This is a genomic window from Weizmannia sp. CD-2023, assembly GCF_036225245.1.
Classification (GTDB): domain Bacteria; phylum Bacillota; class Bacilli; order Bacillales; family Bacillaceae_C; genus Weizmannia; species Weizmannia faecalis.
In genome coordinates this window covers 36,451-58,411 of record NZ_JARTJQ010000063.1, presented here as the reverse complement: position 1 = coordinate 58,411, position 21,961 = coordinate 36,451, and the positions used below count along the sequence as shown (strand labels likewise).

Genomic DNA, 21,961 nt, shown 5'->3' with positions numbered 1-21,961 from the left:
AAGTCCGAAACTTGAGTAAAAAACATTGGGAAACGGTGAGTCGAGTTTCTGACGTTCATGGAGGGTTTATCTGTGTATAAGCGTATTATCGTGGTGGTTGCGAGTGCCTTGTTTGCACTACTTGCGTTGCTCGCTGCAATTATCACAGGCCTATATGATCGAGACTTTCCGCAAGCCATTCATACTGGGAGTAGGATTAGCCTAGACTTTAGCGAATCAAATATTTCCATTACTAAGGCATTTGACACGTTGGAGAAATTAGATGCACGCTGGGGTCTGGGACTAGTCAAGGTTGCACCGGATCTTGAGGGGGATGGCGATGCTCAGATTTTCGTGGCACTTAATAATGAGGGCTTCCCCAAGGAATTTACTTGGTTTGGCGGCGAAGGTACAGGTAAGATCGTTGGGAAGGAGAGACTTGCCACTTCTTACCCTGATGGTTTATATTTAGTGACCGGAAAGGAAACCCACTTGAATGAGTTGGTGAACTCGTTAAAGCAATCAGGTGTTAAGGTGAGTCGTACGGATGCGTCAATTTTTCGCAGTCTAGAATTTGTGGTGCGGGAAAGGGGATTTGCTGCTGCTGTTGTTGCAGCTTTTGCGCTAATCGCCGCACTGGCGTTGTTTTGGTTGTCGTTGAGAGCACGCGGGCGAGCGCTCCGTGTTTTAGGTGGATGTCCAACCGTACAAATCCAAATGCAGGATCTATCAGGGTTCGGTGGTGCACTACTGCTTGCGGCGTTAGTCGTGGTGGTGGTTTCAGCAGGCTATGTAGGTATATTTCATGGCTGGATGTACGTAGGTGCCTTTCTCAAAGCTTTAGTAAGTCTACAAGTTGCAATCATCGGTGTATCCCTATTCGTAGCGTTTGTTATGTCGGCTTCTGCCTGGCCGAGCGCCACCATGCTTGCCACCAGACAACCAGCAGTAAAGAGCCTGCGTGTAGCGGCAATTGTGATTCAAGTATTAACTTTTCTACTGGTGGTTGCTGCGGCCGGACCCGCATGGTCTACATACAAACACTCTTCAGCTATGGCAGCTGAAATGGCACAGTGGAAGCAATTGGCAGACCAAGTCGCCATTGTATTTGCAACAGATGTTGATGAAATGGACAGCTTGGAACCCCAAATTGGCAAATTAGTAAAAGAAGCTGAATCGCGTGATAAGGTTGCTCTATCTTATACTTTTACCAAAGAAATGGGATTACCGGCTGATTCTGGAAAGTATTCAGCAGTCTCATTCGTGAACCAGCGTTGGCTCGACCTAGTGACTAAGGGTGCACCACAGTCAGCTGTTAAACCGGTACCTTATCGCAGTATTCCAAAGGGACTCATTCAAATGGTTCGTGAAGAGACTAAACTTCTATCAAGGCATGGTTTTTCTAGGGAATCATTCGGACAGCTTCAGTTTATGCAACCAGTAAAAGGGTTTCAGTTACCAGTGGCCCAAGGAGGTGGGGGCCAAAGTCTTCACTTTGCTGACGATGTCCTGGTCGTTGTTGTGCCATCGATTTATGATGCATTTAACGATTCTACACTAACCTCCATGGCTTCAACTAGTAACATTGTGTTTACCGGTGTGGCTGCTACACAGCAATTGTTAAAAAATCACGGCCTTGATGTGCGCGCGTTACGCGAACACGGCATTCATGGTGAACTTCATATTGCTTACATTGCTGAAGATGGGATTCTTCAAGCGCAGTTTGCAGCGAATGTTGTAAGGTTGCAGAGCTTTGCGCTGATTGCCTTGGTGGTTGCTTTCACTGTCGCAACAGTGATCAGTGCGTTGATTACCGCGATATTACGGGCGAAACATGACTTCCCGCTTCGGTTGGCGGGTCAATCTTGGGCACGGATTTTATGGAATCGTGTGGTCAAGGAATTGCTAATTGGTACCGGCCTTGCGGGCATTGTTGTCATGCTACAAAGGCCAGATGCGATGGAAGCCGTACTTGTGATAGCAGTATATGGATTGCTTGTCGTACCGTTAAGTCATCTTTTTGCTACGCGCTATTGTTTCAATGGTGTTATCAGACGTCGAATTTGATGGCAGTCTCAGACAATTTTATATGAAAAATGTTTAAATGGTCATTTTATTTAATGTGCAATCTGAACTGTTTTCTGTTATATAAACGAAGTTGGTTTCCAACTTTTCATTCTATGAAATATTTTTTGGATTGAGATTTTTGTGGGACTTCTTTCTTTTTAGGGAAATCGCTGGATTATTCTTTTTACTACTATTGTTTCTAGGGTAATAACCATTGTAGAACATAAGGAATAATAAAAGACATTTGAAATTAAAACAAAAATAAGGTACATGCCTGAGGCCAGCAGATAGAGTAAAAAAATGAGGATTATTTCGCTGATTCATATAAAAATCCATGGATAGAGCGGATTCGCACAGAATTCCGCTTTTTTGTATTAGCCATCAATGTTTGGGTAGCATCTGTCCACTTTTTTTCGGTGATACCACACAAATTTTTCGGTAATACCACACAAAGATTTCGGTGACAATGGCTCTAGGGCCTATTAAAATATGAGTATCAGATACATTGATTAGTGTATCTTTCTAAAGTTTTTAATGTCCTTAATAACTGATAAAAAATATCCTTGATTTTCTTATGGGTTGAGGAAAAAGGATTGAAGAATTCAACTATTAACAATATTAAACAATTAATGGAGAGATAAACAAATGAAAAAAGAAATAACATCATCAAATACTTATTGGATTTTTATTTCTTTATTTTTTATAGTAATATTTAATGCTTTTTTTCAATACTGTATTCATCAAAAAGCGCTAAATTTGTTTTGGTCTCAGGTTGATAAAGAAAATCATCTTGGCTCTTCAATTAATGTAATATTTTATGCTGTTCAAAGTTTTACGGTGCTTACGTCAATAGTTGGCATATTAATAGGAGCTTTAGTGGTTGCTTTTTTTGGATTCCTGTTTGGAATTAAAAAAAAGAAAAAAGATTATTTATTAGTTTATTCCCTAACTTCATTATTTCTTTCATTTAAACTTGTCATAGCAGGCATAGTAAATCTGTTTCATGCAAATACAAGCAAAATCTATATTGTTGGAAAGCAGAGTTTTCTTTCACAAATAGCGGATCCTTTTTTATGGTTAAGTACTGTTTTATTTTTCCTTTTAGGAGTTAATATTTTATCAAGCAACAGAAAAAAAGTATTTTATTTAACACTCATTTATTTGCTGATTAAATTTGTAAATATCGGTCTCTCTTATTTTCTAAATTATATAGTTTAATAATGGGGGGCTATTAAACTATATATATAAAAATTAAGATTGGAGTGAAATGTATGGTAAACAGCTTATCTAACAAAAAAAGGGTATTTCTGTTTGTGGTAATTGGGCTGGTACTCGCCACTCTGTCATCGGTTGCGTATATCAGCACACTACAAATCACTATTCATCAAACTGCAGTTTTGCCTGGCAATGCTTACTTAGCAAGCACTCTTGGCATTTCCACCGCCGCAGCAAAGAAGGCTATCGATATTATCGATACTGCTTCAACGATTGCATCAATTATTTCTTTAATTGGTGTTGTTACAGGCGCTGGAGCTATCTCTTACGCTGTTGTCGCTACTGCTAAAGCGATGATCAAAAAATACGGTAAAAAGTACGCGGCAGCTTGGTAATTAGCATTACCTGCCCCCCCTTTTTTAGTTTGAAGAAAGAGTTGACGAGTTTATGAAAAATAATAATTATAGTATACTGTATTATATTGTGAAATTTAATATGCTCTCAAAGACAAGAAAAAAATTAGACGATTGGAATCTGAATCATATTGGGGTTAAAAAGGCCTTTTATGCTTTATTATCCTTTATCTTTCTCACTTCATTACTAGTGTTTATTTTGTCGTTTTATATTAGTAAGAAATACATGCTCCCAAATACATATTTACAGTTACTGTTGGTATTCATTTTCATTGAACAAATCGCTTCGTCCCTAAGTTTTTTCAAAAACAATAGAGACTATTTTTTAAAAGATGAAAGAAAGTTAATCCATCAAAATAGAAGGATTAGGATTGTTCAGTTGAAATCTGTTTTAGTATATAAAACTATTGAAAAAGCAATGCTAACAAGTATTTTAATATTAATACCCGTTTTATTAGCTTTAAACCTAACCCAAAACTCAATTATCGGTATATTTGATTTGCTTCTCATAGTACTTATGTATTTCTTTGTTAACTTTTTCTTGTCGTTGTTATTCTCTTACATTCCATATATTTTATCAATTTTATGGTCAAGAGCATTAAAATCATCCATTATAAAAATAATTGCATTAATTATTAACCTATTGGTACCTGTGATTATTGGCTTCTTCGGATTTTATTTGCTGAATAAATTTAATATTGTACAGTCCCTGTATGAATTATCCCATACTAAAATATTTTATTATTTTAAAGTGGCAAACCCTTATCAAGTAATTTGTAAAAATAACATTTCCTCCGACTTAATCATTGTTTCAATTTTGGCGGTTTCATGTGTGCTTGTATATATAATATGGAGCAAAACTTTAGAGAGATTCGACTTAATAGAGTACACGAAATTAAATAATCGAGTTTACTCAAACACAATACCGCTAGCAAATAAAAAGAAAATATTTTATTGTATCTTACATAAAGATAGAGCTTTTCTATTAAGAATCGATGGTTTCTTTTTTAGAAATCTTGGCAACATGCTATTTTTGGTTATGTTTTTTCTTGGATTTGGTTTCCCTTTTATCTTAAGATACTTTAGTGGCTATCCTGTTCAAGCATCGATTATTTCCGCTTTTTTAATTTCTTCATTGTTCTATCAGCTTGTTGGAGATGCAATAAAAATGATTCTTTCCGTTGAATTAGATTTAAAAAATTACCATATTTTTTATTCTAATGTATTTAATTTATGGGAATTAGCAAAACCAAAATTAAGAAATTATAATCTTATTGTTTGGTTTCTAACGATTTTTCTAACTTTTATTTCTTTTTTCTGGCAACCTTATTTCATTCTGCTTCATTTTGTATTTTTTATTATATTTTTGTGTAACGGTTATTTATATAGCCTTATTCAAACAAGTAGTGTTTTACTGTATCCAAAAAAGAACTGGGAGCATTTCTATGAAATCGGGGAATCAAGTAAAGCAAAAACATTTCAACATATCTACGAAGGATGTATCTTTGTCATTATATTACAAATGATAAGTCTCGTCAGTTTCCTGTTAATGAAATTCAGTACTTTTTCTTCAATTATACTTTTAAGCCTTGGGACAGTTATGATTGTTTTTACTTTACTTAATTATTTATTCTCTATGTTATATCTAAAAAAGATTAACATGAATGAGAGGTACATTTTGAATGATAGAGATTAAAAATATTAAAAAACGATTCGATAAAAAAATTGTTCTGAGGGGGCTTTCTCTGGAAATTAAAGACGGCGATTTTTTTGGAATATTAGGGACAAACGGTGTAGGGAAAACAACTTTGTTAAAAATTATTGCAGGGATGATGGTTCCTGATAGTGGGGAAGTCACCATAAATGGAGAAAAACAAGACATTAAAAATTATGCATTGCAAAATCTTATAGGATTTGTACCGGATCACGCTATTTTATACGAATATCTTACGGGAGAAGAGTATCTGTATTTTGTTGGCGGAATGTTTAATGTGCCAAAAAAGAAAATTGTCGAATTTGCCGCGAATATCCTTAATGATTTTGAATTGTATAATGAGAAAGATCAATTAATAAAAACGTATTCTCATGGAATGAAGCAAAAGATTTCGATAGCGGCTGCTCTAATACATGAGCCTCAAATTTTAATATTAGATGAACCGCTTACGGGAATAGATTTAAAATCAAGTAAGGTTATAAGGAAATTTCTAAAAGATTACACGGATAAAGGAAAAACAGTGCTCATAACAACTCACTTATTAGAATTAGCTCATTCTGTTTGCAACCAAATAGCAATCATCCATGAAGGCAAACTTGCCAGAAAAATAACCGTGCAAGATTATAGCTTGGATAAATTAGAGGAGGAAGTAGAAAACATATATGTATAAAGTTCCCTCTATTTTAAGAAACAATTGGATTTTGTTGACGATTACAACAGCAATCTATGTTTCGGGTTTTGTATACGGTATCACATCCGCTGATCCAGTTAATAAAAGCGGAAGTTTAAATACAACATCTAGTCTGATACATCTAATTGACAATAATTTATTAGCGTGCGGTCTGATCATTTCCGGTTTTTTTACGTTTGGTTTAACTACAATTTTATATTTATTTACAAATGGATTAATCCTTGGCGAATCCATTATGAATAATCTGGACTTTGGTGTATTAAAAATTGTTTTATTGATTTTACCACATGGAATATTCGAAATTCCTGCTTTAATTGTAAGTGGAGTAATTGGTTTTAAAGGTATTACTCTAATTCCTCAATTGTTCCACAAGAAAAATATCAGCAACTTTATCAAAGATTATTTTACAAATATACTGCTATTACTAATTGTGGTAATGCTATTTATTATGATCAGCGGTTTAATAGAAACCTATTTGACACCATTATTCAAATAGAAAGGATAGGAAAATGAAAAAAATAGGTGAAATCTTATATTTGATTGGAATTCCGCTTGTTTTAGCTTTCGGATTGATTATATCCCATTATTATCCATTTTTATTGCCAGTAAGTACTTTCGGGTTATTTGGTTTATATATGTTTTTGTTTAGCCCATTTAAAAAGATTTTTGCACGAATACTATTTATCACAGTATTTATTGTAAACTTAATCGGCAGTGTTCTTTTATATTTTGCCTGAAAGGAGATGGGATAGTTGGTTAACAAGTATGCAATTTTTATAGTTGCACTTATATTTTTTATTCTAGCAGTTACAGTCAAGCCGGTTTTTGAACTTATAGGTTGGAATCTTCCGGATAGAACATTAAATATGGTGGCAGTTATTTTTGGCCTCCTCGCACTTTGCATATCGTTAATAACAGCCGTCATTGCCGTTATCGATTTTAAAAAGTAGATTTCCATAGTTGCGTTTTAAGCCACATTTATTAACAAGAAATAAAAACATATTTATGAACGAGGTTTTATCATGAATGAAGAGACAGCTAACGGGAAGAAAAATCTCATTATTGCTTTGATTATTATTGCCGCCCTTTTTGGAGTGCTGTGCTTGGTAATTGTTTTAAGGACGAATGCAAGTTTAAAAAGCGAACCCCATTACCAGCAATATGTGGTCAAATATACTCCGGCGTTAGTTGAAACAGGGAAGGTTTCAGCAAAGCAGACACAGAATTTGCAACTACCGGATGGTACAGTACAAAAAGTAAATGTACGGAACGGTGATGAAGTGAAAAAAGGGGATGTTCTCTTAACAACCCATAATAACGAAATCATAGAGAAGATTACTGAGGTGAAACAGAGTATTTTAAAAATACAGCGCGACTTAGCGGTTCAAAAACAAAACATTGCTTATCTTAAAAAGAAATTATCAGCAGTACACCAAGAAGAGAATAAAGAGGAGCTGAATCTTGAAATTGCAAGAGATCAGAATACCTATCGAGATACAGAAGCTGGTTTGCAAAATCAACAGGATCAATTAAATCAGCTGGAGAATAGAGTGGAGGGCAGGTTAAAAGCACCGTTTGATGGTGTGGTGAGTATTTCCACTAATAATAGCGGCCAATCGCAATACAGCATCAGCTCGGATGCTTTAGAGGTCCAGTCGAGTGTTTCCGAATATGACTATGACAAGTTGCGTGTAGGGAGTAAAGTGGTTATTAAGGCCTTGGCAAACGGGAAGAGGCAGACCACAACCATTCAGTTTATTTCCAAAATACCCTCAAAAACCGCTACTAAGAAAGGCTTTTCAATGTATGACTTCACGGTCGATGTGGATCGCCGCTTTATGGCAGGCCAAAGCGTGCAAATCACAATACCACAAAAGCAAATAAAGCTTCCGAGCAAAGCCATTATCAAAAAGAATGGTCAAACGGCCGTTTATTTAGTCGTAAATGGAAAAGCACGTTTTCGCACTGTGGCGGTAGAGAAACAGAACGGTTTCTACACCCTCAAAAGCGGATTGCACCCCGGCGATCGTATTGTGGCTGATCCGGACAAACGACTAAAAGATGGAGCGAAGGTGAACTGATTGATTCGATTAGAACGGCTCAACAAGTATTATCAACAAGGAGATGAAAAAATTCATGTGCTGAAGGATATTTCTTTGGAAATTAATCAAGGAGAGTTCGTGGCAATTATGGGGCCGTCGGGTTCGGGCAAATCAACGCTCATTAATATCATTGGCTTTCTTGATAATCAATTTGAGGGTGAATACTTGTTTAAGAGGAATTCGGTAATTGGCAAGTCATCAAAAGACTATGCAAAGTTGCGAAATCAAAACGTGGGCTTCGTTTTCCAAAATTTTAAACTGATTGCGAATTTAACGGTTGCTGAGAATGTTGGTTTACCGTTGCTTTATGCCGGATACCGCCGAAAGGACATCGGCGAACGAGTGAATAATGTATTGCAAAGTGTGCATTTAAAAGGAATTGCTAAAAAGTTGCCGTCCCAGCTGTCGGGCGGCCAGCAACAGCGTGTTGCCATTGCCCGCGCCCTTATATCCAAGCCGAGTTTCTTACTGGCCGATGAGCCCACTGGCGCACTTGACAGGCATACTTCGCAAGAGATTTTAAAACTGTTCCTTGACTTAAATCAAAAATTACGATCCACCATTATTATGGTTACGCACGATTACCAAGTTGCCAGCCAGAGCCAACGTATGATTCAAATTATGGATGGCCGGATTGAAAGCGATAGGAGCGTCAGCAAATGAGGGCAGCCGAACTGTTTTTTACTGCAATACGTTCGCTTTTGGCGAATCGAAGGCGAAGTATTTTAACAATGTTGGGCATCGTTATCGGCATTGCCTCGGTGATTACGATTATTTCCTTAGGTAAAGGCGTTGAGAAAGCAACTCTTAAAAATTTACAGGCGTCCAATTCGGGCAAGCAGTCAACTGTCGTGGAGTATTATGCTGACGATTTGAACGCGGCCGAATCTGGTTTTAATGAGTCGGATCTATCGTTATTAAATTCCGCCGGGGCAAGCTTCGGACTGGCAGAGGCTCATATTATTAACGATGACAATGGGACAGTCGATGTCCAGGCTTCGCTAAATGGTAGCGAACAAAACGTAACAGTAAAGCTTCTTAAACGTTCTTCTTCGGAACAAGAGATTTCTGCTGGCCATAATATCTCTCAAAATAATATCACATTCGCTGATCCTGTTGCTTTAATTTCAAAAAAATTGGCGGCTTCTATTTATATTCAACCCAATCGTGCCTTAGATACGGCTGTCATCGTGAATGGGATTAGCTACCATGTTATCGGAGTCTTTGAAAATGCCGATGATTTTCATGATATAATGATTCCCAAAAAGGTTTATAAGAAAAGTAATATCAGCAACGTGGGAAATAAATTAAAACTGGTCTTCAATCGCGGGGAAAACGTCAGTAAACAAACAAAAAAAATCGTCAGCCTGCTCAACAAGCAGGGCAGCCATCATTTGCAGGGGAGCTATGAGCATATAGAAATGGGGCAAATCTTGAAAGGCATTGGATCAGTCATTAACAGTTTAACCTACTTCATTAGCGCAATTGCCGGGATTTCGCTGTTTATTGCTGGGATTGGGGTAATGAACATGATGTATATTTCTGTCTCTGAACGTACCCGGGAAATTGGCATTCGTCTCGCTATCGGCGCAACCCCAAAGAATATCTTATTCCAGTTCCTTTTGGAAGCGGTGTTGTTGACGGGAATAGGCGGCTTGATTGGTTTTGGGATAGGTGGTGGACTCGCGTGGCTCATTTCGCTCTTCTTACCTTTCCGTGCCGTGATCGGTGTAGGAAGCTTTTTACTCGCTTTTTGCGTCTCTACCTTTGTCGGCATTCTATTTGGCATATTGCCGGCTAAAAATGCAGCCAATAAGAACTTGATCGATATTTTGCGTTAGGATGTTGATTGGAAGAATACAGTGGTCTAAACAATGATGAATGTGCAAAGTAAAATGTCCTAACCGGACCCCTTCTTCGAACGAAGTGGCCATGCGTGCCCTTTCGCGTATTTTTTCCCGGGTAGGCCAAGTCACTTTTTCACAAGGAAGACAAGGTTTGTCCGCCAAATGTTACTTGGAAAAATGGGCTGAAAAAAATAAAAAAATTTTTGAAATGAAGGTTGACAATTCTTATTTTCAGCATTAAGATAATAATCAATCAATGAAACATTTTTCAGGCGATGAAGAAGAAGAGTAACCTGTGTGGATTCCGAAGAGAGCCGGTGGGTGGTGCGAACCGGTGATGACGTGCAGGCGAATGGGCTTCCGAGCTTCCAAACCGAAACGATTCCGGAGTAGGCTTTGGCGAATGCCTTATCGTTACAAAAGGCAGGTATTACGGTTTTTCCCTGATACCGTCAAAGCCGGGCTGATTAAGCCAATAAAGGTGGCACCGCGGGTTCCCCGTCCTTTACATGGATTGGGAACCCTTTTTGCGTTCCGTTAAAAAAATTCCATAAAAGAAAATCGTTGAGTAAGAAGAGTATGCAAATGGCAAGCGTTCCAGAGAGCCGGCGTGGGTGGGAGTCCGGCACGAACTGCCTTTGCAGAATGGGCTTATGAGAGGTTTCCTGAACTGTGTAGTAGGGAAACACGGATTCCCCCGTTACAGGGATAGGGTATAAAGAGTGGCTTGCTCCGTACCCGAATGAGCGGAAAGGTTTTAAATCCTTTCAAAAGAGGTGGCACCGCGTTGGAAAACGTCCTCTGTCCTGCAGCATATAACTGCGGGCAGAGGACGTTTTTTATTTAGCCGGGAACCGGGATCTGTAATCGGAACCCGCCTGTTAAGTGAAGGATATCTAGCCGGTTCAGCCAGGTGGCAGCCGGAGCGCGAAAAACCACCTAGTTGTAACCATTAATAAAAAAGGAGAGCGGACGGATGCAATACAAAATGGTTAAGCTAAACGGCGACGTTTTAACGCCTATCATGATTTTTACGAGACTGAAAGGAAAATGCAAGTTTTTGTTCGAAAGTTCGCTGCCAAATGACAGCAACGGCCGGTTTTCTTTTATCGGGGCTGATCCGGTAAAAGCGTTCATCGGGCGGGATGATGAACTGGAAGTGATTGACCGGATGACAGGACGGCGAGAAATAAAAAAAGGAAAGCCGCTCGATATTGTCAAAGACCTGTTGCCGCGTCTTGGCATTCAGCTTCCCTTTCCGTTTTACGGCGGGGCGGTCGGCTATATCGGCTATGACGCCATCCGCCAGTATGAAGAGATCGGCCGTGTGCCGGAAGATGAAACAGGAATCCCCGATCTGCATTTGATGCTGTACCAAAACATAGCTGTTTACGACCATAAAAGCCAGACCGTCTACCTTGTTTCAACCGGGGAAGACGGGGAGGAAATAGAAAAAAGTCTTGCGGCAATGGAAAAAGCGATTCGCCAGCAGACGAGCGCAGAACCATTTGTCGACTATGGCCCGGTTGATTTTGCCCCGGCCATTCAAAAACAGGCATTTATGGAGATGGTCGAAACCGCAAAACAGCATATCGAAAACGGGGACATTTTCCAGGTTGTCCTCTCACAGCGCATGAAAGGGACGCTCTCGCACGACCCGTTCTATTTTTACCGGAAGTTAAGGAAAGCGAACCCGTCCCCGTACATGTTTTATCTCGACTTCGGCGGCTATGTCATCCTCGGGGCATCGCCGGAAAGCCTGATCAAAACGAAGGGGCGTGTGGTATATACGAACCCGATTGCGGGAACGCGCCCGCGCGCCAAAGTCCCGGAAGAAGATGAGCGACTTGAAAACGAGCTTTTACACGATGAAAAAGAACTTGCCGAACATAAAATGCTCGTTGATCTGAGCCGGAACGACCTCGGCCGGGTGTGCGAGCCCGGCAGCATCCGGGTGCAAAAATATATGGAAGTCGAGCGGTTCCAGCATGTGATGCACATCGTTTCGGAAGTACGGGGAAAATTGCGGGACGGTTTTAGCGGAATTGATGCGCTCATCTCCTGTCTCCCGGCCGGCACGGTATCAGGCGCGCCGAAAATCCGCGCGATGCAGATCATCAACAGCCTGGAAACCCTGAAGCGCGGCATGTACGCGGGAGCGGTTGGCTATATCAACCTGAACGGCGACATCGATTTTGCGCTCGCCATCCGCTCGCTCCTGATTAAAGACAACACCGCTTATTTGCAGTCGGGCGCAGGCATTGTCTACGATTCCGATCCGGAAAAAGAGTATGAAGAAACGCTCAACAAGGCGAGATCGATTCTGGAGGTACAGACACATGATTTTATTGCTCGATAACTATGACTCTTTTACTTACAACTTGTATCAGTATTTTTGCGAACTTGGGGAGGAAGTAAAGGTGTTCCGCAATGACCGGATCACCGTGGATGAAATCAGAAGGCTCAAGCCGGAAGCGATTGTCCTCTCGCCGGGGCCCGGGGTGCCGGAAAATGCCGGCATTTCCATTGAAGTCGTTAAAACATTTTACCGGCAAATCCCGCTGCTCGGCGTCTGCCTCGGCCATCAGGCAATCGCCGCGGCATTCGGGGGAGGGATCACAAAAGCAAAAGAAATCAAGCATGGCAAAACTTCGCTTGTGCGCCATGAGGGGAAAGGAATTTTCAGCGGCCTGCCGGATCCGGTCGAAGTGATGCGCTACCACTCGCTTGTCATGGACCGGACAAAGATCCCGGAAGTCCTGGAAGTGGTTGCCGAATCTCTTGATGACGGCGAAATCATGGCCATTCAACATCAATCCGCCCCATGCTTCGGCGTCCAGTTTCATCCCGAGTCGATCGGGACGGAAACCGGCAAACAGATGCTTGAAAATTTTTTACGCGAAATCAGAAAGGATGAGAAAGTTGAAACCGTATCTTGAAAAAATTTTGGCACAAGAAGGGCTGACGTTTGAAGAAATGCGGGAAGCATCCCGCGCACTGTTTTCAGATGAAGTGACAGAAGGGGAGATGGGCGCATTTTTGGCCGTCTTGAAATGCAAAGGCGAAACGGCGGAAGAAATTGCCGGGCTGGTCGAAGTGATCCGTGAAAAAGCCGTGCCGGTTCCGTGCAGCGTTCCCGGACTGATGGACAACTGCGGGACGGGCGGGGACGGCAGCCACAGTTTTAATATTAGCTCGACCTCCGCGTTTGTGCTGGCGGCAAGCGGCGTGAAGGTCGCCAAACATGGCAACCGCAGCGTCTCAAGCCAGACCGGAAGCGCCGATGTCCTTGAAAAACTCGGGATTTCCTTGTCTTTCCCGGCGGAAGAAATTGAAGGCTTGCTGAGAGAAATCGGCATCGTCTTCCTGTTTGCCCCGAATGTCCATCCGGCCCTCGGAAAAATGATGAAAATCCGGAAAGATTTGCGGATCCCGACGATTTTTAACCTGATCGGCCCGCTCACAAACCCGATGAACCTGGAAACACAACTGCTTGGGCTTTACCGGCGCGATATGCTCAGGACGATGGCAGAAGTACTTGGCCGCCTTGGCAGAAAACGCGCGCTCGTTGTCAATGGCGCCGGCTATCTTGATGAAGCATCTTTATCGGGGGAAAACCATTTTGCGCTGCTCGACGGCGGGAAAATTACCACGTTTACGCTGACGCCGGAAGAAGTCGGTTTGCCGTATTACCCGCTTGAAGCGATCCGCGGCGGCGATGCACAAAAAAACAGCGATATTTTGCTGTCAGTATTGAAGGGAGAAAAAGGTGCTTATCGTGATACGGTGCTCTTCAATGCCGGGCTTGCGCTCTTTGCTGCAGGGCGGGCAGAGACGGTAAAAGAAGGGATCCGGATTGCGGAGCAGGCAATCGAATCGGGCGCGGCACTTGAAAAACTGCACGCGCTCATTGAAGCGAGCCGGAAACTCACGCAGGAGGCGATTTAAATGGCATTTTTAGAAAAGATTTTAGCCGAAAAAGAAAAAGAAGTGGCCCGTATCAAAGCTGCAGGAAAGGCTTTTGCCCCAAACGCGCGCAAAGCCCCTTCTCTTTATGAAACATTTATGCAGGCCGAAAAAACAAGCATCATTGCTGAAATCAAACGGGCCTCCCCATCAAAAGGGGATATCCGAACGGGCGTGGATCCCATCCGGCAGGCGCTTGCCTACGAAAAAGCAGGCGCCGGCGCCATTTCCGTTTTAACGGATGAAATCTTTTTTAAAGGATCGGTGGAAGATTTGAAAGCCGTAAGCGATGCAGTCCGGCTTCCGGTTCTCTGCAAAGATTTTATCATCGACGAAATTCAGATCGACCGGGCAAAAGCATATGGTGCAAGCGTAATTCTCCTGATCGCAGCGGCTCTTTCCCCCGAAAGGCTCCGTCAGCTGTACGATTATGCCCGGGGCGCCGGCCTTGAAGTGCTGCTTGAAGTGCACAATGAAGCGGAACTGGAAACCGCTGTGGAAACAGGGGCCCGGATTATCGGCATCAACAACCGCAATTTAAAGACGTTTGACGTTGATCTCGGCGTTGCCAAAAAGCTCGCGCCAAAAATCTCAAATCCGGATGTGCTTGTGATTAGTGAAAGCGGCATCCGCACCCGGAAAGATGTCGTTCGCGCTGAACATGCCGGGGCAAAAGGGATTTTAGTCGGGGAAACGCTGATGCGTGCAAACGACCCGGAAACGGCAATAAAAAGACTGACCGGTCTCCCGGAGAAACGGAAAGTCAAGGTTTGCGGCATTCGCACGCTTGAAGCGGCCCGAGCGGCTGTCTCTGCAGGGGCGGACATGATCGGCTTTGTATTTGCCGAAAGCAAACGGAAGATTACACCGGAAAAAGCAGCACAGATTGCAGAAGCGTTGCCGGATTCTATCGAAAAAGTGGGCGTATTCGTCAATGAATCGCCTGAAAAAATGGCGGAAATTGCAGAGCGGGCCGGGCTCGATTACCTGCAGCTGCACGGTGATGAAACAGCAGAAGACGTCGCGCAAATCCCTTATCCGGTAATCAAGGCTTTCCCGGTAAGGACAGATGCTGATCTCGAAGCGATACACGATTACCGGTGCGATCTGGTGCTTTTGGACAGCGCCGGCGGAAAATATCGCGGCGGTAACGGAAAGGCGTTTGACTGGGAATTGGCAAAGGCGCTATCGGATGAGCGGGCGGTGGTGCTTGCCGGCGGGCTCACACCGGAAAATGTCGAAGCCGCGATTCTTTCCGCCCGGCCGCATATCGTCGACGTTTCAAGCGGGGTGGAGACAAACGGGGAAAAAGACCCGGATAAAATCAAAACCTTTGTGCAAGCAGCAAGAAAAGCATTTCAAAAATTAGAGGAGCGTGACGATAATGCAAACATACAAACTGCCTGATACAAACGGCCGTTTCGGGACTTTCGGGGGGAGATTCGTCCCGGAAACCTTGATGCCAGCTGTTAAAGAACTCGAGCAAGCTTATCATGAAGCCATGAACGATCCGGCTTTTCATGCGGAATTGGAGAAACTGCTGAAGCAATATGTCGGTCGTGAAACCCCGCTTTATTTTGCAGAAAACTTAACAAAGCTTGGCGGCGGCCCGAAAATTTTCCTGAAACGCGAAGATTTGAATCATACGGGGGCACATAAAATCAACAACACAGTCGGCCAGGCGCTGCTTACGCTTAGAATGAGAAAAAAGAAAGTCGTTGCCGAAACGGGCGCCGGCCAGCACGGAGTGGCAACAGCAACTGTGTGCGCGCTGCTCGGCCTTGAATGCATGATTTTTATGGGGGAAGAAGATATCCGCCGGCAAAAGCTCAATGTATTCAGAATGGAATTGCTCGGTGCAAAGGTCAAAAGTGTGGCGCAGGGCAGCGGCACATTGAAGGATGCGGTCAACGAGGCACTCCGCTACTGGGTTGCCCATGTGGAAGACACGCACTACATTATGGGTTCAGCAGTCGGCCCGCATCCGTTTCCGCAAATTGTCCGCGATTTCCAAAGTGTGATTGGGAAAGAAACGAAAAAACAGATTGTAGAACAGACAGGCAAACTTCCCGATGCAGTTGTCGCCTGTGTCGGCGGCGGCAGCAATTCGATCGGCATGTTTTATCCATTTGTGGAAGATAAGTCCGTAAAATTGTTCGGCGTGGAAGCGGGCGGCGCCGGCCTTGGAACAGGAAAGCACGCGGCGTCTTTAAGCGACGGCAAACTCGGCGTACTTCACGGCATGAAAACATATCTGCTGCAAAATGACGACGGGCAAATCCAGGAAGCTTATTCGGTATCGGCCGGGCTTGATTATCCGGGAGTCGGGCCGGAACACAGCTATTTAAAAGAAACGGGCCGGGTTACGTATACGTCCGTGAATGACGATGAAGCATTGGATGCATTCCGGTTGCTTTCAAGGACAGAAGGCATTATCCCGGCCCTGGAAAGCGCACATGCTATCAGTTTTGCACTGAAACTGGCAAAAACAATGGGGAAAGACGAAACAATCGCCGTTTGCCTGTCGGGGCGCGGGGACAAAGATGTAGAAGCAGTCAGCCACTTGCTTGGAGGGGAAAACAATGGGTGAAATTCCGGCCCTGGAAAGCACACATGGCAACAGTTTTGCGCTGCAATCGGCAAAAACGATTGCTGCTAGCCTCTTGGGGCACGGGGACAAAGATGGAGGAGCGGTCAGCCGCTTGTTTGGAATAGGTGAAATTCCGGCCCTGGAAAGCACACATGGTAGCAGTTTTGCGCTGCAATCGGCAAAAACGATTGCTGCTAGCCTCTTGGAGCGCAGGGACAAAGATGGAGGAGCGGTCAGCCGCTTGTTTGGAATAGGTAACATTCCGGCCCTGGAAAGCATACATGGTAGCAGTTTTGCGCTGAAACCGGCAAAAATGGTCGCTGCTAGCCTCTTGGAGCGCAGGGACAAAGATGAAGGAGCGGTCAGCCGCTTGTTTGGAGGGGAAAACAATGGGTAAACAAAAATTGGAAGCACAGTTTGAAACGGTTCTTGCACGCGGTGATCAAGCGTTTGTCCCTTATATTATGGCAGGGGACGGCGGAATGGAAGAGACGGAGAAAAGGCTTGCGTTTTTAGAAGCTTGCGGGGCAACGGCAATTGAACTTGGCATTCCGTTTTCCGACCCGGTCGCAGACGGCCCGGTCATCCAGGCGGCAGGACTCCGCGCTTTTAAGGCAGGTACGACAATGAAAAAAGTGCTGGACCATTTAAAAGCCCATCCAAGGCAAGTTCCGATTATTCTCATGACGTATTTCAACCCGGTTTTTGCCTACGGGCTGGAAAAATTTGCAGCAGACTGCGCGAATGCCGGTGTTGACGGACTGATTATTCCAGATTTGCCCATCGAGGAAGAAGAGGAAATTGCCGGAGAACTGGCAAAATGCGGCCTGGCGCTCATCCGGCTGGCTGCCATTACAAGCCCGAAAGACCGGCTTGAGGAAATCGCCTCCCGTTCAGATGGGTTTCTGTATGCTGTCACGGTCACCGGTACAACCGGCACCCGTACAAATTTTCACGACAATATCGAGGATTACCTGGATTTCTTATCAAGCATCAGCCGGGTGCCTGTTCTTGCCGGCTTTGGCGTTTCCAGCCCGGAGCAGGTCCGCCGTTTAACCCGTTACTGCAGCGGCGTGGTGGCCGGGAGCAAAATCATCGAGCTCTTCCAGCACGGGGAAACGGAAAAAATCCGCGCGCTTGTGGAAAGCGCAAAGCAACAAGCAGCACCAAACCAGCTGTAAAAATGCCTGTACGCACGCGCCGAAACGGTTTACGCACACGGTCGTCCGTGCTCCAGTTGAGTTTCCACAGGGTTATACACATCTTGAACTGGTAAAGAAAAGGGATTTTTCTGGTTATCCACAATATCCACATTTTATACACAAAAAATGTGCACAAATTTATGCACATCAAATCATATTGGGAATAAAGGTATTGAAAGGTTTATGCACATCATCCACAAAAAACGGGAGCCTCATGGAAAGGCCTCCCGTTTTATTTTACCGACTGTTTTTCGCTCTTTTTGCCGCAGCGTCGGAACGGGCTTGTGCTTCCAAATCTTCCCCATCTGCGAGTTCCCTCGAATATTCAATGTCTTTCCCGTCTATTTTCATGTTCTTCGGTACTTGCGGCAATGTTGCTTTATTTTTATCGCGTGTTTTATGCTGATGTCCGCGGCTCATTTAAAAAACCCCTTTCAAGCAGTTTGCGGTTGCCCCCGCAAAACTACTTTTTACGTAAAAGGTTTTTCTTAAACAGGTAATTATTTGTGCCAAAAGTATGCAGATATTGCCATTCCCACTAGCGTAAGTTCTTCTTAAATAGGTATTTATTTGCGTCCGCTGTCCGTGTATCCTCCGGCCCGGTCGGCTTTTTTAAATTCACGCTGGTAAGTCACTTCCTGCATGCTTCTTAATGTGCTTTTCGTCTGAACTTTTTTATCTTTCGGCATTCGTAAAACCTCCTTTTTGGATTATTGTTCCCGGTCATACCGCTTTCTACACTTTCAATGGTAAAATAGACAAGGGAGGTATGCATGTGCCGGTCATTACAAAAATCTCAGTTCAAAAAAATAATAAAGAACGATACAATATTTTTCTTGACGGCCAGTACCGATTCAGTGTTGATGAAGAAGTGCTGGCACGGTACCAGCTTTTAAAGGGGAAAGAATTGGATGAGCTTGATATTGAAGCAATCCTTGCCGAAGATGATATCCGGAAAGGCGTCAACACCGCTATCCATTTTCTTTCCTACCGGATGCGGTCGGAAAAAGAAGTACGTGATGATTTGATAAAAAAGGAATTTGCGCCGGAAGTCATCCGGAGTGTCATATCAAAGCTTTATGAATTGCAGTATTTGGATGATGCGGAATTTGCCGCAAGTTTTGTACGAACACAAATGAATACAACACATAAAGGGCCTGTTGTCATTAGAAGGGAACTCCAGCAAAAAGGCATTGCACCAGAGCTTGTGAAAAAGGCGCTTGAAATTTTTGATGCGGATCAGCAAGTGGAACACGCCCTTGCCCTTGCGGAAAAACTGTCCAGGCAGCATGCCCGGTTGTCAGAGAAGCTTTTAAAGCAAAAAGTGGAGCAGGGGCTTGTCGTAAAAGGTTATCCACCTGAAGTGATTTCCGCTGCGATGGCGGCGCTTCATATTGAAAAGGATGAAGAAGCGGAGTGGGAAGCCCTTCTTCAGCACGCTGAAAAAGCAAAGCGCAAATACGGTAGACTTTCGGGATATGCATACAGGCAAAAAATGAAGCAGTTTTTATACCGGAAAGGGTTCCCGGTTGATTTAATAGACCGCTACTTGCGAGAAGAGGAGGATGGAGATGGAAAAAAGATACAGTGAAATGAGCGAGTATGAGTTAAAGCAGGAAATTGCACAATTGACGGAAAAAGCGCGCAAGGCCGAACAACTTGGTATTGTGAATGAGTTTGCCGTGCTTGAGCGGAAAATTGCGATGGCAAAGTCGTATTTGCTGGACCCGGCTTCTTTTCAAAAAGGGGAAATTTATGAAATTGAAGGAGACCCCGGCGTCTATTTTAAAATTGATTATATTGACGGCGTCTTTGCCTGGGGTTACCGGGTTAGCGGGGGCAAACCGATCGAATCCCTCCCGATTTCGATGCTAAAACAGGTGGATTGAATGAAAGTTAGGACGGATTTGTCGCGGGTTGACATGTTTTTTATAGGGGTTCAAAAGGGGTGCACGTTGCCAGTCGGAATGTCTTTTATAGGGCTCAAAAGGACAAAAGTGGTGCACGATGCTGGTTGAAATGTCTTTTACAAAGGTGCAAAAGGACAAAAGGGGACACGTTGCCGGTTGAAATGTCTTTTACAAGGGTTCAAAAGGACAAAAGGGGGCATGTGGCCGGTTGAAATGTCTTTTATAGAGGTTCAAAAGGACAAAAGGGTGCACGAAGCTGGTTGAAATGTCTTTTAGAGGGGCGCAAAAGGACAAAAGGGGACACGTGGCCGGTCGAAATGTCTTTTACAATGGCGCAAAAGGACAAAAGGGGACACGTTGCCGGTTGAAATGTCTTTTACAAGGGTTCAAAAGGACAAAAGGGTGCACGATGCCGGTCGAAATGTCTTTTATAGAGGTTTAAAAGGACAAAAGAGGGCACGTTGCCGGTTGAAATGTCTTTTACAAAGGCGCAAAAAGACAAAAGCATGCCCGTCCCATGTTGAAATGTCTTTTACTGAGGTTCAAAAAGACAATGGATTCGCCTCCTTTTGTCTTTCATCCTGTTTATGAAAGACATTTCAGCTTGCAGTTCGCCCCTTTTTGTCCTTCATCCCGTTTATGAAGGACATTTCATCCCGCGGTTCGTTCCCTTTTGTCCTTCATCCCAGTTATGAAGGACATTTCATCCCGCGGATCGCCTCCTTTTGTCTTTCATCCCGTTTATGAAGGACATTTCAGCTTGCAGTTCGCCCCTTTTTGTCCTTCATCCCGTTTATGAAGGACATTTCATCCCGCGGTTCGTTCCCTTTTGTCTTTCATCCCGTTTATGAAGGACATTTCAGCTTGGGGTGCGTCTCCTTTTGTCCTTCATCCTGTTTATGAAAGACATTTCAGCTTGGGGTGCGTTCCCTTTTGTTCTTCATCCTAGTTATGAAAGACATTTCATCCCGCGGTCCGCCCCTTTTTGTCTTTCATCCTGGTGATGAAAGACATTTTGAAACGAAGCCTATCCTTTAATGTCCTTCACCTTTTCACTTTTTGCCTGTTCCCGGAAGGCTTTCCAAATTTTTTGATGGGGGACAGGAAATGCGAACGTTTCAATCTCATCAGGAGGCACGCATTTTAATTCATTCGTTTCCTGTACCTGATTTAAAATTTTCCCGTGGTATACCCGGATATCCCAAATTAAATGGGTGAAAACATGGCGTATTTCCGTAAAATGTTCGGTTTCAAGCGCTGCTTCAATTTTAAAAACATCTCCAAGATAGTCCTTCAGCACCTGTCTTGCCGGCAAAACGGTGCTTTCTTCCACTTGTACAAATTCCCACATATTTGCAAGCAGCCCTTTATCCGGACGCTTATGGATCAAAATGCGCCCGTCTTCATCTTCCAAAACGGCTGCCTGAAGCCGGATCTGTTTCTGCTTTTTCCCTTTTGATTTCACAGGCAGCTCATCAATGGTTCCCTCTCTAAACGCCCGGCAATGCTCCCGGACCGGGCAAAGCAGGCATGACGGCGATTTTGGTGTGCAAACGAGCGCCCCGAGTTCCATTAAAGCCTGATTAAAAAAAGACGGATTCTCCCGGGAAATCAGCTTGCGGACGACTTCTTCAAAAACCTTTCTTGCAGAAGGCTTTGCAATGTCTTCCCATATGGATAAAATTCTTGCCAGCACCCGCATCACATTGCCGTCCACAGCCGGTTCCGGCAGGCCGTATGCAATGCTTAAAATCGCACCGGCCGTATATGGCCCTACGCCTTTTAGCTTCGATACCTCCTCCGGCGTGTCCGGAACCGTGCCGCCGTAATGTTCCTCCACTTCTTTTACAGCAGCGTGCAAATTCCGGACGCGCGAATAGTAGCCGAGTCCTTCCCACGCTTTTAGCACTTCATCTTCACTGGCATCCGCCAGCGCTTCAATTGTCGGGAATTTTTCCATAAAACGCCGGAAATAGGGGATGACGGTGTCCACCCTTGTCTGTTGCAGCATGATTTCCGATACCCAAATTTTATACGGGTCACGGTTCTCCCGCCACGGAAGTTTCCGCTGTTCCCTTTCAAACCAGGAAATCAGATCATCTTGAAAAGATTTTATATCAAAGTCGTCGATTGGCAAATTTTTCAATGTTTAACTCCCCCAAATGATTGCTATACATTTTATAAACGGGAAAAATACAATCAGGAAATCCTGAATTGACCGCTTCTGTCTATTGCAATTCTTTTTAATTTACCATATGATGAAGG

At 43.6% G+C, this 21,961-nt stretch carries 22 protein-coding genes and 2 other annotated features; of the genes, 19 read left to right on the top strand and 3 right to left on the bottom strand.

Going from position 1 to position 21,961, the window contains the following annotated elements; translation table 11 throughout:
- The first annotated feature begins 72 nt into the window (after nt 1–72).
- The 17 genes from P9687_RS09085 (at nt 73) to trpA (ending at nt 17,765) form a co-directional block, all read left to right on the top strand.
- The gene (locus P9687_RS09085) at nt 73–2,046 is read left to right on the top strand and encodes a hypothetical protein (RefSeq protein ID WP_014097339.1); all 1,974 of its coding nucleotides are present in this window, start codon (nt 73–75) and stop codon (nt 2,044–2,046) included.
- A gap of 645 nt (nt 2,047–2,691) precedes the next feature.
- A complete protein-coding gene (locus tag P9687_RS09080; protein WP_035190626.1) occupies nt 2,692–3,264 on the top strand; it encodes a hypothetical protein in 573 nt (190 codons plus the stop codon).
- 53 nt (nt 3,265–3,317) lie between these two features.
- Nucleotides 3,318–3,656 carry an uberolysin/carnocyclin family circular bacteriocin gene (locus P9687_RS09075; RefSeq protein WP_035190623.1) on the top strand — a complete coding sequence of 113 codons (339 nt, stop codon included), beginning with the start codon at nt 3,318–3,320 and terminating at the stop codon, nt 3,654–3,656.
- Between the two features lie 397 nt (nt 3,657–4,053).
- Entirely contained in the window at nt 4,054–5,370 is a 1,317-nt protein-coding gene (locus P9687_RS09070) for a hypothetical protein (RefSeq protein ID WP_152598496.1), read from the top strand.
- On the top strand, nt 5,357–6,058 hold the full coding sequence (locus P9687_RS09065) for an ABC transporter ATP-binding protein (protein ID WP_014097343.1): 702 nt from the start codon (nt 5,357–5,359) through the stop codon (nt 6,056–6,058). The genes P9687_RS09070 and P9687_RS09065 overlap by 14 nt, the downstream gene beginning before the upstream one ends.
- Nucleotides 6,051–6,575 carry a stage II sporulation protein M gene (locus P9687_RS09060; protein WP_035190618.1) on the top strand — a complete coding sequence of 175 codons (525 nt, stop codon included), beginning with the start codon at nt 6,051–6,053 and terminating at the stop codon, nt 6,573–6,575. The genes P9687_RS09065 and P9687_RS09060 overlap by 8 nt, the downstream gene beginning before the upstream one ends.
- 13 nt (nt 6,576–6,588) lie before the next feature.
- Nucleotides 6,589–6,816 (top strand): DUF5970 family protein, encoded by a 228-nt coding sequence (locus tag P9687_RS09055; RefSeq protein ID WP_014097345.1) that lies wholly within the window; start codon nt 6,589–6,591, stop codon nt 6,814–6,816.
- A gap of 285 nt (nt 6,817–7,101) precedes the next feature.
- Nucleotides 7,102–8,160 (top strand): efflux RND transporter periplasmic adaptor subunit, encoded by a 1,059-nt coding sequence (locus P9687_RS09050; protein ID WP_035190615.1) that lies wholly within the window; start codon nt 7,102–7,104, stop codon nt 8,158–8,160.
- Complete coding sequence (locus tag P9687_RS09045) at nt 8,161–8,844, top strand: ABC transporter ATP-binding protein (RefSeq protein WP_014097348.1); 684 nt, start codon at nt 8,161–8,163, stop codon at nt 8,842–8,844.
- Entirely contained in the window at nt 8,841–10,022 is a 1,182-nt protein-coding gene (locus P9687_RS09040) for an ABC transporter permease (RefSeq protein WP_017551428.1), read from the top strand. Before P9687_RS09045 ends, P9687_RS09040 begins: the two co-directional genes overlap by 4 nt.
- Nucleotides 10,023–10,294: 272 nt before the next feature.
- Nucleotides 10,295–10,537, top strand: a binding site (T-box leader).
- A 46-nt stretch (nt 10,538–10,583) separates the two neighbouring features.
- Nucleotides 10,584–10,833 (top strand) — a binding site (T-box leader).
- Between the two features lie 171 nt (nt 10,834–11,004).
- Complete coding sequence (trpE, locus tag P9687_RS09035) at nt 11,005–12,387, top strand: anthranilate synthase component I (RefSeq protein ID WP_035190611.1); 1,383 nt, start codon at nt 11,005–11,007, stop codon at nt 12,385–12,387.
- Nucleotides 12,368–12,967, top strand: coding sequence for an anthranilate synthase component II (locus P9687_RS09030; RefSeq protein WP_035190608.1), 600 nt, complete (start codon nt 12,368–12,370; stop codon nt 12,965–12,967). The genes trpE and P9687_RS09030 overlap by 20 nt, the downstream gene beginning before the upstream one ends.
- Complete coding sequence (gene trpD / locus P9687_RS09025) at nt 12,951–13,976, top strand: anthranilate phosphoribosyltransferase (protein ID WP_026684891.1); 1,026 nt, start codon at nt 12,951–12,953, stop codon at nt 13,974–13,976. The genes P9687_RS09030 and trpD overlap by 17 nt, the downstream gene beginning before the upstream one ends.
- Complete coding sequence (gene trpCF, locus P9687_RS09020; RefSeq protein ID WP_035190606.1) at nt 13,977–15,401, top strand: bifunctional indole-3-glycerol-phosphate synthase TrpC/phosphoribosylanthranilate isomerase TrpF; 1,425 nt, start codon at nt 13,977–13,979, stop codon at nt 15,399–15,401. It begins immediately after the preceding gene.
- Entirely contained in the window at nt 15,379–16,584 is a 1,206-nt protein-coding gene (gene trpB, locus P9687_RS09015; RefSeq protein ID WP_017551421.1) for a tryptophan synthase subunit beta, read from the top strand. The genes trpCF and trpB overlap by 23 nt, the downstream gene beginning before the upstream one ends.
- Entirely contained in the window at nt 16,577–16,981 is a 405-nt protein-coding gene (locus P9687_RS09010; RefSeq protein WP_035183857.1) for a hypothetical protein, read from the top strand. The genes trpB and P9687_RS09010 overlap by 8 nt, the downstream gene beginning before the upstream one ends.
- Nucleotides 16,974–17,765: a tryptophan synthase subunit alpha gene (trpA, locus tag P9687_RS09005; RefSeq protein WP_014097355.1), complete on the top strand. Its 792-nt coding sequence runs from the start codon at nt 16,974–16,976 to the stop codon at nt 17,763–17,765. The genes P9687_RS09010 and trpA overlap by 8 nt, the downstream gene beginning before the upstream one ends.
- A 258-nt stretch (nt 17,766–18,023) precedes the next feature.
- Here trpA and P9687_RS09000 read toward each other — a convergent pair whose 3' ends face one another.
- Together P9687_RS09000 and P9687_RS08995 are read right to left on the bottom strand one after the other, a co-directional pair.
- Nucleotides 18,024–18,206, bottom strand: a complete 183-nt coding sequence (locus tag P9687_RS09000; RefSeq protein WP_014097356.1) for a YfhD family protein — start codon at nt 18,204–18,206, stop codon at nt 18,024–18,026.
- A gap of 146 nt (nt 18,207–18,352) precedes the next feature.
- Nucleotides 18,353–18,475: a YfhE family protein gene (locus P9687_RS08995; protein ID WP_014097357.1), complete on the bottom strand. Its 123-nt coding sequence runs from the start codon at nt 18,473–18,475 to the stop codon at nt 18,353–18,355.
- Nucleotides 18,476–18,561: 86 nt separating this feature from the next.
- Between P9687_RS08995 and recX the strand changes: the two genes are divergently transcribed.
- Both recX and P9687_RS08985 read left to right on the top strand, forming a co-directional pair.
- Nucleotides 18,562–19,377, top strand: a complete 816-nt coding sequence (gene recX / locus P9687_RS08990; protein ID WP_014097358.1) for a recombination regulator RecX — start codon at nt 18,562–18,564, stop codon at nt 19,375–19,377.
- On the top strand, nt 19,358–19,675 hold the full coding sequence (locus P9687_RS08985) for a YfhH family protein (RefSeq protein WP_328220755.1): 318 nt from the start codon (nt 19,358–19,360) through the stop codon (nt 19,673–19,675). The genes recX and P9687_RS08985 overlap by 20 nt, the downstream gene beginning before the upstream one ends.
- A gap of 1,048 nt (nt 19,676–20,723) precedes the next feature.
- Here the strand turns inward: P9687_RS08985 and mutY are convergent.
- Entirely contained in the window at nt 20,724–21,842 is a 1,119-nt protein-coding gene (gene mutY, locus P9687_RS08980) for an A/G-specific adenine glycosylase (protein WP_328228557.1), read from the bottom strand.
- Between the last annotated feature and the right edge of the window lie 119 nt (nt 21,843–21,961).